At 70.9% G+C, this 13198-nt stretch carries 14 protein-coding genes and 1 pseudogene; 7 read left to right on the forward strand and 8 right to left on the reverse strand.

Translation table 11 applies throughout. The features are described 5' to 3' along the window. A pseudogene (locus E1281_RS40010) lies at positions 1 to 196 on the forward strand (hypothetical protein); the annotation flags it as partial. Between the two features lie 78 nt (positions 197 to 274). Here E1281_RS40010 and E1281_RS06635 read toward each other — a convergent pair. The 3 genes from E1281_RS06635 to E1281_RS06645 all read right to left on the reverse strand — a co-directional run bounded on the left by E1281_RS06635 (position 275) and on the right by E1281_RS06645 (position 3781). Continuing rightward, positions 275 to 1636: a VWA domain-containing protein gene (locus E1281_RS06635; protein WP_131876258.1), complete on the reverse strand. Its 1362-nt coding sequence runs from the start codon at positions 1634 to 1636 to the stop codon at positions 275 to 277. A 106-nt stretch (positions 1637 to 1742) separates the two neighbouring features. Beyond that, positions 1743 to 3218: an MFS transporter gene (locus E1281_RS06640; protein WP_131876259.1), complete on the reverse strand. Its 1476-nt coding sequence runs from the start codon at positions 3216 to 3218 to the stop codon at positions 1743 to 1745. A gap of 98 nt (positions 3219 to 3316) precedes the next feature. Then, positions 3317 to 3781, reverse strand: a complete 465-nt coding sequence (locus E1281_RS06645; RefSeq protein ID WP_347813271.1) for an Rrf2 family transcriptional regulator — start codon at positions 3779 to 3781, stop codon at positions 3317 to 3319. Between the two features lie 107 nt (positions 3782 to 3888). Between E1281_RS06645 and E1281_RS06650 the strand changes: the two genes are divergently transcribed. Continuing rightward, positions 3889 to 4290, forward strand: coding sequence for a DUF3592 domain-containing protein (locus tag E1281_RS06650; RefSeq protein WP_131876261.1), 402 nt, complete (start codon positions 3889 to 3891; stop codon positions 4288 to 4290). A 20-nt stretch (positions 4291 to 4310) separates the two neighbouring features. On the opposite strand, the gene E1281_RS06655 is transcribed toward E1281_RS06650, so the two are convergent. The 3 genes from E1281_RS06655 to E1281_RS06665 form a co-directional block, all read right to left on the reverse strand. After that, entirely contained in the window at positions 4311 to 4682 is a 372-nt protein-coding gene (locus E1281_RS06655) for a VOC family protein (RefSeq protein WP_131876262.1), read from the reverse strand. Positions 4683 to 4752: 70 nt separating this feature from the next. After that, positions 4753 to 4962: a DUF397 domain-containing protein gene (locus E1281_RS06660; RefSeq protein WP_131876263.1), complete on the reverse strand. Its 210-nt coding sequence runs from the start codon at positions 4960 to 4962 to the stop codon at positions 4753 to 4755. After that, complete coding sequence (locus E1281_RS06665; protein WP_131876264.1) at positions 4959 to 5819, reverse strand: helix-turn-helix transcriptional regulator; 861 nt, start codon at positions 5817 to 5819, stop codon at positions 4959 to 4961. Before E1281_RS06665 ends, E1281_RS06660 begins: the two co-directional genes overlap by 4 nt. 186 nt (positions 5820 to 6005) lie before the next feature. On the opposite strand from E1281_RS06665, the gene E1281_RS06670 reads away from it, so the two are divergent. The 5 genes from E1281_RS06670 (at position 6006) to E1281_RS06690 (ending at position 10810) form a co-directional block, all read left to right on the forward strand. Continuing rightward, complete coding sequence (locus E1281_RS06670) at positions 6006 to 6437, forward strand: ATP-binding protein (RefSeq protein ID WP_165958809.1); 432 nt, start codon at positions 6006 to 6008, stop codon at positions 6435 to 6437. Between the two features lie 122 nt (positions 6438 to 6559). Further along, positions 6560 to 7675, forward strand: coding sequence for a sensor histidine kinase (locus E1281_RS06675; protein WP_131876266.1), 1116 nt, complete (start codon positions 6560 to 6562; stop codon positions 7673 to 7675). Beyond that, positions 7672 to 8358: a response regulator transcription factor gene (locus E1281_RS06680; protein ID WP_131876267.1), complete on the forward strand. Its 687-nt coding sequence runs from the start codon at positions 7672 to 7674 to the stop codon at positions 8356 to 8358. Before E1281_RS06675 ends, E1281_RS06680 begins: the two co-directional genes overlap by 4 nt. A gap of 89 nt (positions 8359 to 8447) precedes the next feature. After that, a complete protein-coding gene (locus tag E1281_RS06685) occupies positions 8448 to 8681 on the forward strand; it encodes a hypothetical protein (protein ID WP_131876268.1) in 234 nt (77 codons plus the stop codon). 5 nt (positions 8682 to 8686) lie between these two features. Beyond that, positions 8687 to 10810 carry an MMPL family transporter gene (locus E1281_RS06690; RefSeq protein WP_131876269.1) on the forward strand — a complete coding sequence of 708 codons (2124 nt, stop codon included), beginning with the start codon at positions 8687 to 8689 and terminating at the stop codon, positions 10808 to 10810. A gap of 40 nt (positions 10811 to 10850) precedes the next feature. On the opposite strand, the gene E1281_RS06695 is transcribed toward E1281_RS06690, so the two are convergent. After that, positions 10851 to 11657 (reverse strand): IclR family transcriptional regulator, encoded by an 807-nt coding sequence (locus tag E1281_RS06695; RefSeq protein WP_207943146.1) that lies wholly within the window; start codon positions 11655 to 11657, stop codon positions 10851 to 10853. 16 nt (positions 11658 to 11673) lie between these two features. Next, the gene (locus tag E1281_RS06700) at positions 11674 to 13143 is read right to left on the reverse strand and encodes a dihydroorotase family protein (protein WP_131876270.1); all 1470 of its coding nucleotides are present in this window, start codon (positions 13141 to 13143) and stop codon (positions 11674 to 11676) included. Positions 13144 to 13198 lie beyond the last annotated feature (55 nt).

The raw sequence follows: 13198 nt of genomic DNA on the forward strand, positions 1-13198 counted from the left end.
GCCCCTCGCGGTCGCCTGGACCGGCACCACCGCCGGTGCCGCCATGGGCGTCGCCTCCCTGGCCCTGGTCGCCGCGTCGCTCCTGGCCGCGAACTGGCCCCTGATGCTGCTCGCGGGCGCCTTGACCGCCACGTCCCACGCCCTGGTCGCCGCCTCGGCCCGCGCCTGCCGCAAGGTGGGACGGCTCGCTTCCTGACCAACCGAGAGAAGCCCCCCGCCTGGAACAGGCAGGGGGCTTCGGGTCGCACTTCGCGCCGACGGAGGACCGTCGCCGCTACGCGCCGGCGGGGAGGAGCCCCTTGGCGCGTGCCTGGGTGAGCCACCCTGGGTACTCGGTCATGAGCAGCTCGTAGAGCTCCTCATCCTTGAGCTTGCCCGGGTCCTTCACGGCGAAGAAGTCGGCGTTGTCCACGTGCCGGTCGCCGAGATCGTCCAGCCCCTCCAGGAGCTCGAACTCACGACGCCCGCCGGGACGTCCCCGGCTCTTCCTGAACTTCTGCGGCCGGGAGCTGTCCACCTTGCTCCCGATCGCCATGATCTGCCAGAACAGCGGCTCGTAGGAGCTGGAGCGCACCTGCTCGACCGTCTCCGGCACGTCGCCATGCGTGCCGCCGTCCGTCACGAACATGACGTAGGCGGGAACGGAGGCGCCCAGCGGAGTGCGGCGCACCTCCGAGCTGCCGAAGTAGTGCTCGCGGACCCGGCGCATGGCCTGGCCGTACTGCGTTCCGCCCCAGATGTCGTTCCGGTACCGGTTCGCGGCGTCCTGGATGTACGTCGCGTAGTTCGCCAGCGTGACCGGCTCGGCGTGGATGGTCTGACCATCGAACAGCCACACGTCGATCGCGCCGTCGTCGTCGAACCGCAGGGCGAGGCCCAGCACGCGCTCGACGAGCAACTGGTACTGCTGGAAGGACGCCTTCATAGAGTAGGACACGTCGACGACCAGGCCCACTCGCGCCGTGTGCTCGGACAGCCCCCGCTTGCGGAGGCTGACCGCGGCGGTCTGGGTCTTGCTCAGCAGCGCCGGGCTGAGGTCCTTGACCGCTTTCTCCATCTCGATCAGCTTGTCCTTCTTGCTGACCGAGGGCTGGGCGTCGGCCGGGGCCTCCGGTTCACCGACGTCGACACCGAACTCGGTGGCGAAGCCGGCCAGCCCGGAGTCGTACCCCTGGCCCACCGCGCGGACCTTCCAGGCTCCGTTGCGGCGGTAGAGCTCGCCCAGCAGGAAGGCGGTCTCGGTGGTGGCGTCGGGGACCTCGAAGACGAGGTCCGCTCCGCCGTTCCCCGCACCGGCCATCGTGAGGCCGAGCCCCGCGAGCCGACCGAACGTGGCGCCGTCGACGGAAGCTCCGACGACGAGCCGTTCGACGTCCGCGGGAACCCGGTCGAGGTCGATCCGGACGGTGTCGCGGATCGTGCCGGCCGTCGACTTCCCGGTGTACGAGGCGGCTCCCGAAGGGTGCCCCGGCTGGTTGTAGAACACGAAGTCCTCGTCGGAACGGACCTTGCCGTCCGTCCCGAGCAGGAGGACGCAGATGTCCGCGTCCGGTCCCCGGTTCCACTCCATCACCACATCGAACGCGGCGGCGGCGATCAGGGTGTTGCCACCCTTCGGAATGCTCTGAGTTGCCATTGCTTCATCCTTTTCGTTGTGACATCCACTGACGGATGTTCGCGGGTACGGTCCCCGCACAGATGACAGTCGCGACGGGCTTGGGAACGTCAAGTCGATCCAGCCCTCAGTGGGACGTTGGCGTGGATCGGCTCGCCGGTCCCGTCGGCTGCCGGGCCGGCGTCGTGGTTCGCGTCGTCCACGCGGTTCGCAGCTTCAATGCGGGGATCGCGGCGAGGACGACGATCAAGGTCAGCGCCAGGAAGACATCGGAGTAGGCGGGGGCGTCACTGGCGTACAAGGGGTTCACCGCGTCGCCTCCGCCTGACTCCCGCGCGGTGAGCAAGGCTCCGAACAGGGCGGGGCCCGCCCCTGCGCCCAGGAACTGCGCTCCCTGGAAGACGCCGACCCCGGCGCCGACATGCCGGGGTGGCAGGACGCCGCTCACCGCGCCGGTGGTCAGCGTGATGACGAAGGCGAATCCCGCATCGAGGCCGAGGACGGCCAAGCCCACCAGAACGTGCGACGCCCCGGCCGCGACGGTGGACAGGAACAGGGTGGAGAGCCCCATGACCGTGAGGCCGGCGAGCAGCACGCCGGTGGCGTGTCTGCCTCGGGCTCCGATTCGTCCGGCCAGGGGCGCCAACAGGGCCAGGGCGATGCCTCCGGGGATCATGACCAGGCTCCCCTGACCTGGGGTGAGGCCGTTGACGTCGATGATGAGGACCGGCACCAGGACGAGCGTGGCGAGGTTGACGACCATCGCCAGGAAGACGGTGAGGACCGCGGCGACGTAGGCGCGGTTGCCGAACAGCGACGGCGGCACGAACGGGTGTGCGGCGACACGGTTGCGCCAGGCGAAGAGGCCCGCGAGAACCGCCCCTCCGAGGAGCGGTCCCCACGACGACGGACGGCCGAACCCGGCTCCCTCGGACTCGGTGACGCCGAAGAGCAGCAGTCCGGCCGCGAGTCCCAGCAGGACGCCGCCCGCGAGGTCGAAGGGGCCGGGGTCGCCCGGCGGCTCCTCGGCGATGGCGCGGCGCACCGCCGGGATGAGGATCAGGGCTCCGGCGGTCATGATCCAGAACAGGGCGGGCCAGCCCAGGAACTCCCCGACGATCCCGCCCATGGCCGGTCCGGCGGCGGTGCCCACGCCCGCGGCGGCGCTGACGAATCCGACGCCGACCGCCGCCTTGTCGCCGGGCAGCAGCCGCATCACGGCCACGATCGCCAGGACCGGAACGGCGGCCCCGCCGATGCCCATGACGATCCGGCCGAACACCAGGACCGGAAGGCTGGGCGCCAGCGCACTGATCAGGCTGCCGACCGCGAAGACCGCCAGCACGACGGTGAAGAGACGGCGGAGGCTGAAGCGGTCGGCGACGCGCCCGTAGAAGGGCACTCCGACGGCGAACATCAGCAGGAAGCCGGTCACCACCCACGCCACCTGCGCGGTCGAGGCCGTGAACTGCTCGGAGATGCGGGGAAGGACGAGCGCGACCATGTCGGCGGCGGTGATGTTCAGCAGCATCGCCGGTACGAGCACGAGCAGCAGTCGACGCATCGGCACGGCGGGTGCCGGGGGCTCCGGGGCGGATGGCATGGGGAAACTCCGATCTCGGGTGAACTGATACAAGTGTGGTTGCAGTTCTGGTCGAAAAAAACGGGCGGAGAGACGGCTCTCCGCCCGTGCGGCCCGGCTCAGCCGCGCGCGGCGTTCGCGCTTTCGCGGCCGAGGACGCGGGCGAGCATCTCGGCGATGCTCGTCCGGCTCAGTCGCTCCTCCAGGGCGCGCTGCGCCGCCGCGAACTCGTCCTCCAGCAGCGACTGCATGTGCCGTCCGATCACACAGCTCCGGCTCGGCGGATGCGTGTGCACCGGCAGCAGCGCATCGCCGCCCTCAACGGCGGCGTAGGCGTCGTAGAGGCTGATCTCCTCCGCAGGCCGCGCCAGCCGCCAACCGCCGCCGCTCCCCTCGGTCGAAGAGACCATGCCCGTGTCACGCAGCGACCCGAGAATGCGGCGCACCAGCACCGGATTGCTCTCAAGGCTCTCAGCGATCTTGGCCGACGACTGAAGCCCGTCACCGTCCCATCGCGCGAGAAAGGTCAACGCGTGGATGGCCACCGCCGTCCTGCTACTGACTTTCACGCCCCACCACCTCACCGAACCGCAACTGGAACGAGTCTAGTTGCAGTTCCCGAGCGGAGTCAACGCCCGACGTCCCGCCCTCGCGGGTGGTCATGTGAACAGGACGGCATTACCTTGAGCCGATGGATCTCGTGAAGGCCGTCGCTCTCATCGCTTTCGGCTCGGCCTTGCTGTGGGGGTGCGGGGTGGAGATCCTCGCCTGGTCCCGGCGTCGGCGCCGCGGCGTGCGCACGGTCGGGACCGTCGTCGGACACCGGTCGGCGGGCTCCCCGGGAACCATGCAGCGGTCGGGAGTCTTCGAGTTCACGACCGAGAACGGCCAGGTGGTGCGGGCCGGCAGCTCGCTGTCCACGCCGCGCGGCCCGAAGATCGGAACCCGGATACCCGTCGTGTACGACCCGGCCGACCCCGCGGGCACCGCGGACCGCCCCGGCGTCCTCGCCTTCAAGATGGCCGCGCTGCTCCCCGTCATGCTCGCCATCGGAACGGCCCTCGTCGTCTACGGCCTCACGTTCCTGGCGTAGCGCGCCGCACGAGGCCGGTGTCAGGTAAGCCGCTTGCGGAGGAGACAGAACTCATTGCCCTCCGGGTCGGCGAGGACGTACCAGCTCTCCTCACCCGTCTGCCCGACGTCGGCGTGCCGCGCGCCTGCGGCCAGCAGCCGCTCAAGTTCGGCTTCCTGGTCGCGGTCCGTGGGGCTGACGTCGATGTGCAGAGGAAGCTTGTCCGGCCTGGCGTCCTCGCTGGGACTGAGGACGAGCGTCGGCTGGAGCCCGCCGAACCCTTCCGGGGGACCGATCTCGATCCCGTCGTCCTCCCGGACCAGCACCACGTACCCCAGGACCTCGCACCAGAACTCCGCGAGCCGCTCCGCATCACGGCAGTCCAGCACCAACTCACTGATCCGACACGCCACAGCCCTCACCCTTCACACTCACGCAACCAGCGAACCTCACGCCGCGACGCCTCGACGGAGGCCGTCCGTGTCAGCCGAGATCGAGCGCCCCGCTCTTCACCTCGTCCAAGAACACGCGCCACTCCCCCTGCGAGAACCCCAGCACCGGCCCTGACGGGTCCTTGGAGTCACGTGCGGCGACCGCGCGCCTCAGCACCGCGACCTCGACGCACTCGGTGCCCTGACCGGAGCTGTAACTACTCGTCCGCCACTGGACGAGGTTGAGATCATATTCCCTCATAGCTCGGACAGTAGCCGCTCTATGAGCTTCCGGGAATCTGATTCCGAGAGAGCGATCTCTCGCAAGCGATCGAACGTCTCGCAGTAGTGGTCGACGTCCGATGGCTCGTCCACGTACCAGCTACGGGTGAGGCTGTGGACCGTCACGACCTCCAACAATGCATCGGGACCGACTCCCAGGATGGTGAAGGCGCCGTCCCCGCCAGGATGACTCTCCGCCGAGAACGACAGCACTTGAAGCGATACGTGTGGTAGGTCGGCCATGCCCAGGAGCTTGAGCAATTGGCCCCGGACGACCTCCCGTCCTCCCGTGAGCTGCCGAAGTGCCGCCTCACCGAGCACGACGGAAATGCGCGGCGGGTTCTCCTGATCATGTAGGCACTGACGACGCAGCCGGAAGCTGACTTCAGTTTCGATGTCTCTCGGACTGCGCAGGGCACTACCCGAACCAGTGATGACGGCTCTGGCGTACGCCTCGTCCTGAAGGAGGCCGTGCACCAAGAGAGGCTGGAAGATTCGAATATGCGATGCGTCGGCTTCTAATGCGGCGAAGTCGACGACGCCGGGTTCCAGGCGTTCGTAGAAGTCGTGCCACCAGCCGTCCTGGCGGCCTTGGGCGGCGAGGGAGAGCAGTCGCTTGCGGACGAGTTCGTCCGTGATCTCGTACATGTCCAGGATGTACTTGAGGTCGCGGGGGCGGATGGCGCGGTGACCGTTCTCGTAGGCGCTGAGCGACGCCTGCGAGCGGTCGAGGAGACGGCCCGCGGCGCCCTGGGTGAGGCCGAGATCCTCGCGGAACTTCTTCAGGGCGTCCCCGATCTTCCGGCGGCGATACGTCTGCCGGTCTTCGTATCTCATACCGCGAGAATGTCACGCTGTGTACTTGATCGGTTCGATCCGGTGAAGGTTAGAGATATTCGTTCTGCCATCCATCGCGGTGCTCGATGGGGTGATCAGCGAATACTTCACACCTTTCCGGATGGTGTTGATGTGGTGACGGAGGGCGATCAGCCTTGGCGGGTGGCAATCGGAGGAGGAATCACGATGACGACCCGCGAGGCAGGTGAGCTGCAGCTTCTCGCCGTGCTGACGCTCCCCGGCGTGGAGCGTTCGGTCCGGCACGCACGGCTGTTCGTCCGGGACACGCTCGTCCCGAACCACCTGGAGCCCGGTGACGAGCTGCTGGACGACATGGTGCTCGTGGTGGACGAACTCGCCGGCAACTGCGTCAGGCACACCGCGTCGGGTAGGGGCGGGCGGTTCCACATCGCCTTGTGGGCGAGTGAGGGCGTCCTGCGGGCCGAGGTCAGCGATGACGGAGCGGGTGGGGCGCGGCCGGTGCTGCGGGACGCGCGGCTCGCCGAGAGCGGGCGCGGCCTGCAGATCGTCGACGCGCTCGCGGCGCGCTGGGGCCACCGGACCGACGGGGCGAGCACCACGGTGTGGGCCGAGTTCCCCGGACGGGTGCGGCGCTGAGCCGTCTACACCCGTGGTTGCGGCTCGGTGGTCCGGCGGTACAGCGGAAGTTGCGGGAGGCCCGCGCCGGTCGCACCGTGAGGCGGGTATGGCCAGGCCAGGGCGGCGTCTAGGGTGATCGCATGGGTGGTTGGCCGGAGCTGCGCGGCAGGCTGACGGACAAGGCCGTGGCGACCGGTGTCCTGGTCCTGGTGGCGGTCGGCAGCTCCAGGCCGCTGATCGCCCCGGGGAGCGAACCGTGGGCGACCACCGTCATCACGTCCGTGCTGATCGTCATCGGGTGCGGAGCGCTGTACTTCAGCCGCCGCTTCCCCGTCACGGCGGCGCTCGTGGCGGTGGTGGCGACGGGCGCCTACTACATCCTCAGCCTGTTCGACGGGCCGCTCATGATCGCCCCGATCGTCGCGCTGTACATGATCGCGGCCCAGGGGCGGCTCCAGGCCGCCGTGGCCGTCGCCGCGGTGATCGTCATCGCGACGGGAGCCGGGACGCTCTCGGGCAACGGGGACGTCAACTCGGTCGCCCTGTTCATGCAGACCGGGTGGATCGTGGCGATGGTGGCGCTGGGCTGGGTGCGGCACAGCCGCCGCGTCTTCTTGCAGGAGGCCGAGCAGCGCGCAGCCGGTGAGGAGCGGCTGCGCATCGCCCGTGAGCTGCACGACGTGGCCGGGCACCACATCTCGCTCATCAACGTCCAGGCCGGGACGGCGCTGCACCGGTTCAAGCGGGACCCGGCGCAGGCCGAGGCCGCACTCGCGGCGATCAAGGAGTCAAGCCGGGACGCGCTGCGCGACCTGCGCACGACGATCGGGGTGCTGCGCAAGGAGGACGAGGGCGCGCCGACCGCGCCCGCCCCCGGTATCGACCGGATCGGCGAGCTCGTCGAGTCGGCGCGGGCGGCCGGGCTCACGGTCCGCTCCCGCGTCACGGGCGACGGCGGGCCGCTGCCCACCGGCGTGGACCTGGCCACGTACCGCATCGTCCAGGAATCACTCACCAACGTCGTCCGGCATGCCTCCGCCACCACGGTCACCGTGTGCGTCGAGCGGGAGCCGCGGGCGGTCGTCGTCGAAATCTCCGACGACGGCCGGGGCGCGGCGCCGGACGCCGCCGGGTCCGGCGTCCACGGGATGCGGGAGCGCGCCCGCGCGCTGGGCGGCGAGCTGACCGCGGGTCCGGGGCCGGACGGCGGCTTCCTCGTCCGGGCCCGCCTCCCCCATCCGAACGGAGCTTCATGATCAAGGTTCTGCTGGCCGACGACCAGCGGCTGGTGCGCGCGGGCTTCGGCTCCATCCTCGACGACGAGGACGACATCGCGGTGGCGGGCGAGGCCGCGGACGGCGAGCAGGCCCTCGCCGCGTGCCGCGAGCTGCGCCCGGACGTGGCGCTGATGGACATCCGCATGCCCGGCATGGACGGGCTGGAGGCGACCCGGCGGATCACCGCCGACCGGCGGCTCGACGGCGTCAGGGTCGTCATCCTGACCACCTTCGACCTGGACGAGTACGTCTACGGCGCGCTCCGGGCCGGCGCCTCCGGTTTCCTGCTCAAGGACACCGACCCGGAGGAGCTGATCCACGCGGTGCGGGTCGTGGCGCGGGGGGACGCGCTGATCACCCCGTCGGTCACCCGCCGCCTGATCGGCGAGTTCGCCGGGCGGGTCGCCGCGCCGGTCCCCGGCCCTCGCCTGAAGGCCCTCACGGAGCGGGAACGCGAGGTCATGCTGCTGGTCGCGGCGGGGCTCAGCAACGACGAGATCGCCGCCCGCCTCGTCCTCAGCCCGGCCACGGCCAAGACCCATGTCAGCCGCATCATGTCCAAGCTGGACGTCCGGGACCGCTCGCAGCTGGTCGTGCTGGCCTACGAGTCCGGCATGGTCAACCCGACCTGGATGAGCGGCGGCTCGCAACCCCCGGTGTAGGCGGGCCGCGGTCCCGCAACCCGGGGCGTACGGCAGGTGTCGGCCGGAGGCCGATGCCCCGGGGCAGGCCGTGCGCCGACTCTGGTCGCATGAGCAGAGCATCCAGGCAGGCCACCGGCGCCCTCGTCGGGTTCCTGGTGGGGGGAGCCGCGGGCTTCTTCCTCACCGAGACGGTGGGCGCCTTCTCCCATTTCATCCTCGACCGCACCCTCGACGTGGACGGCACCGGCGGCCTGCTGGCCGCGTTCATCGCCGCGCCGATCCTGTGCGCCGTGCTCGGCGCCGTCATCGGGGCCCGCCGCGCAGACCGCCAGGGAGGCTGATCGCGATGTCCTCGAACACGCGCACCAGGAACACGGGCACGGGAAGCACCCGCACGGGCATGTTCGGCCGCCTGGCCGGCTGGTCGCAGCGCCGCCGCTGGGTCGCGCTCCTGCTGTGGGTGCTGGTGGTCGCCGGGATCACGGTCGGCTCCCAGGCCGTCGGCGCCACCTACCACAACGACTTCTCGCTGCCCGGGACCGATTCCCAGGCCGCCTCCGACCTGATGGAGGAGCACGGCTCGCTCCAGGCGGGCGCCAACGTCCAGATCGTGCTCAAGGACGCCCAGGGGCTGAGCGGCGACCAGGCGGCCGTCGACGGGATGCTGGACAAGGTCAGGGAGCTGCCGAGCGTCGCCGACGTCCAGGCGCCCGGCCAGGGGTCCCTCTCCGAGGACGGCACGATCGGCTACGCCACCGTCACGCTCGACGGCTCGGCCGAGGACGTGCCCTCCGAGCACGTCACCGGGATCATCGAGACCGCGCAGGCCGCCGGCGGCGACAGCCTCCAGGTCGAGCTCGGCGGTGACCCCGTTCGGAACGCGCAGGAAGGAGGAGGCGGCGCCGCCGAGGGGGCCGGGATGCTCGCCGCGCTGGTCATCCTGATCCTGCTGTTCGGCTCGATCGTGGCGGCCGCGGTCCCGCTGGTCACCGCGCTGTTCGCGGTCGGCGGCGCGGTCGGGCTGATCGCGCTGGCCTCGCACGTGTTCACGGTCGCCGACTTCACCCCGCCGATCATGATGCTGATCGGGCTGGGCGTCGGCGTGGACTACGCGCTGCTGATCTTCTACCGCTACCGGCACGAGCTCAGGCGCGGCCTGGACCGCGCGGACGCGGCCCGCTACGCGCTGGACGCGGCCGGCCGGACGGTCTTCTTCGCCGGCTGCACGGTCATCATCGCGCTGCTGGGCCTGATCATCCTCGGCCTGGGGGCGCTCCAGGGGGTCGCCCTGGCCGTGGCGCTGACCGTGCTGGTCACCATGGCGGCGTCCCTGACGCTGCTGCCCGCGCTCCTCGCGGTGTTCGGCGGCCGCATCCAGCGGCAGGTCCTCAAGCGCGCCGACCGCTCCAGGGACGAGGGCTGGCGGCGGCTGGCCGCGGCCGTCCAGCGGCGGCCCGTTCCCGCGCTGCTCGTCGCCGTCGCGGCCCTGCTCGCGCTGTCCGCGCCGGCGCTCGACATGCGGCTCGGTTTCGCCGACGCGGGCAACGACGCGCCGTCGTCCACCTCCCGGCAGGCCTACGACCTGATGGCGGAGGGGTTCGGCCCCGGCACCAACGGCCCCCTGGTCGTCGTCACCGAGGGCTCGGCCGCGCAGCTCCAGCAGACCCTGGAAGGGACGGAGGGCATCGCCGGGACGACTCCGCCGTTCCGGTCGCAGGACGGCGCGGTGTCCACCGTCCTCGCGTTCCCCGCGACCGCGCCGCAGGACGCGGCCACCGGGGACCTCGTCCACGACCTGCGCGAGGACGTCCTTCCGGCCCTGTCCGAGCGGACCGGGACGGAGTACCTGGTCGGCGGGCCCACGGCCGCGGCCCAGGACTTCGCCGACTCGGTCTCGGAGCGGATGCCGCTGTTCGTCGCCGTCGTCGTCGGCCTGTCGGCGGTGCTGCTGATGGTGGTGTTCCGCTCGCTGCTGATCCCGATCAAGGCCGCGGCGCTCAACCTGCTGTCGATCGCCGCCGCGCTCGGCGCCATCACGCTGGTCTTCCAGGACGGCCGCTTCGGCGCCCAGCCCGGCCCCATCGAGTCGTTCATCCCCGTGATGATCTTCGCGATCGTGTTCGGCCTGTCGATGGACTACGAGGTGTTCCTCGTCTCGCGCATCCACGAGGAATGGGAGCGCAGCGGGGATCCGGAGCACGCCGTCCGGGAGGGCCTGGCCGCCACCGGCAAGGTCATCACCGCGGCCGCCGCCATCATGATCGTCGTGTTCGCGGCGTTCATCCTGAGCCCCGACCGGATGCTGCAGCAGTTCGGCCTCGGCCTCGCGGTCGCGGTCCTGCTGGACGCGGTGGTGATCCGCTGCCTGATCGTCCCCGCGGTGATGCAGCTCCTCGGCAGGCACGCCTGGTGGCTCCCCGGACCCGTGGCGAAGCGCCTCCCGAAGGTCCAACTGGAGCGCCCCAGCTGAGGACGGCCGGGCCGGCACCTCGTCGACTTGCGGCCGTGGTCTAGCGGTGGGTCGCCCAGGTGCGGGTGATCGCCTCGGCGGCCTCGCGGACGAGGGTGCGGTAGCGGTCGACCGTCTCGGGGGTGAAGCGATGGCGAGGTCCGCAGACGCTGATGGACCCGTGGACCTCGCCGTCCGGGCCGAACAGGGGCGCGGCGACCGAACCGGCGTCGGCCTGGCGCTCGCCGAAGGACACGGCGACCCTCTCCCGGGCGGTTTCGGCGAGCAGGGCGTGGAGTTCGCCCGTGTCGGTGACCGTCCGGTCGGTGAGGGAGGCGAGCGGGCCGGAGAAGAACGCCTCGCGGCGGTCCTCGGGGAGGAACGCCAGGATCACCCGGCCCGACGAGCCCGCGTGCAGGGGGAACCGGCGGCCGACCTCCACCGTCATCTTGACCTCGTGGGGGCTCTCGAACTGGTCGAGGTAGACGCGCTCGTCCCCGACGAGGCCGGACAGCGTGGTCGTCTCGCCGGTCTCGTCCCGCAGGCGGCGCAGGACGGGCGCGGCGGCGCTGCGGACGTTGAAGCCGCGCAGCGCGCTCACGCCGAGCGCGACGGCGGCGGACCCGAGCCGGTAGCCCGCCGGACCGGCCTCCAGCACCTCGCGGGACACGAGGGACTGGAGGATCCGGTACACGACGGCCTTGGAGATGCCGAGTTCGCGGCTGATGGCGCTGACGCCGAGGTACTCGGGGCCGCCGGCGAACAGCAGCAGGACGTCCGCGACCCGCCCGGCGACCTCGGTGCCTCCCTGGGCGGACGCCGGCGGCTGTGCGGTGGCGGACTTGTCCATCACGGGCTGGTCGGTCACGGGACGATCCTAGGGTTCAGCGGCCGCGGGGCAGGTACCGGCCGACCGGCTCCCCGGCGACCTCGCCGTCGGCGAAGACGCGGTGGCCGCGGACGAAGGTGTCGGTCACCCGCGCCGTCATGGGGAACCCCTCGAACGGCGTGTACTCCTGGGTGGACTCGGAGTCGGCGGCGCGGACCGTCCACGAGACGTCCGGGTCCACCAGGGCGATGTCGGCGTCGTAGCCCTCGGCGATGGTGCCCTTATTGAGCAGGCCGTAGCGGCGGGCCGGGTTCCAGGACGTGAGCTGGGCGACGCGCTGGAGCGGCAGCCCCCGCTTGAGTCCCTCGCCGACGAGCCCGGGCAGCAGGTACTCGGCGCCGCCGAAGCCGGACTTGGCGAGGAAGATGTCGTCGCGGTCGGCGCCGAACTTCATCTCGTCGCGGCAGCAGGCGTGGTCGCTGACGACCCAGTCGACCTCCCCGGCCAGGACGTGCCGCCAGAGCGCCTCGACGTCGTCGCGGTCGCGCAGCGGCGGGTTGACCTTGCCGCCGAGGCCGTGGGCGGTGTCGACGTCGGCGAGGAGGTGGCCGATCGTGACCTCGCGGCGGAAGTCGATGTGCGGGAACGCGCCGGCCATGGTGAGGGCCGCCGAGAGCGCCTTCTCCGACGACAGGTGCAGCAGGTTGATGTTGGGCAGCCCGGTCTCGTGCGCGAGGTAGGAGGCGATGGTGACGGCGAGGCCCTCCGAGTGCGGCGGGCGGGACGCGCTGTAGGCGCGCAGGCCGGTGAGGGTCCCCTCCTGCTCCACCATCCTGGTGTAGGCGGTCATGATCTCGGCGGTCTCGCAGTGCAGCGAGAGCGAGATGTGCGGCGCGTAGTCGCCGAGCTGCTCCCGGGCCCGCTGGACGCCGCGCATGACGAACTCGAAGTGCGCGACGTCGTAGCGCTCCTCGGGCGGCGTCATCAGGAAGTCGCTCTGGCTCGACGAGCGCCCGTGCAGGCCGTGGCTCCCGTAGAACATGAAGATCTTGAACGAGGTGACGCCGTGCTCCTCGACCAGGTACGGGATCTCGTCGATGTGCTCGGCCATCATCGGCGCGAGGTGGAACGCGTAGTCGATGTGGGACTTGCCTTCCGCGGCGCTCAGGACCTCGGGGAAGAACTCGCGGTAGGGGCCGCCCTTGTTCAGGTAGTACTGGCCGGTGCGCATGTAGGTCAGCGCCGTGGTGACGCCGCCCTGGGCGCCGGCGCGGCTCTCGGTGCGGGTGTCGGTGCCGAGTTCGTTGTAGATGCCCCAGTGCTGGTGGACGTCCACGACGCCGGGGAACGCGAGCCGCCCGCCGCCGTCGATCACCGTGGCCGCGTCGTCCCCGGGGAGGCCGGGGGCGACACGGGTGATCGTGCCGTCGTCGACGGCGATGTCGAGGAGTTCCGGCTCGCTGCCCTCGGGCGCGTCGGGGCGGACCACCCGCACGTTCTTCAGCAGCAGTTCGGTCGTGGCCATGGTGTCTCCTCAGATCTCACGTTCGGTCGGTCCACCGGCGCGCGGGGGCGCCGGG

This window comes from Actinomadura sp. KC345 (genome assembly GCF_004348515.1).
GTDB lineage: Bacteria > Actinomycetota > Actinomycetes > Streptosporangiales > Streptosporangiaceae > Spirillospora.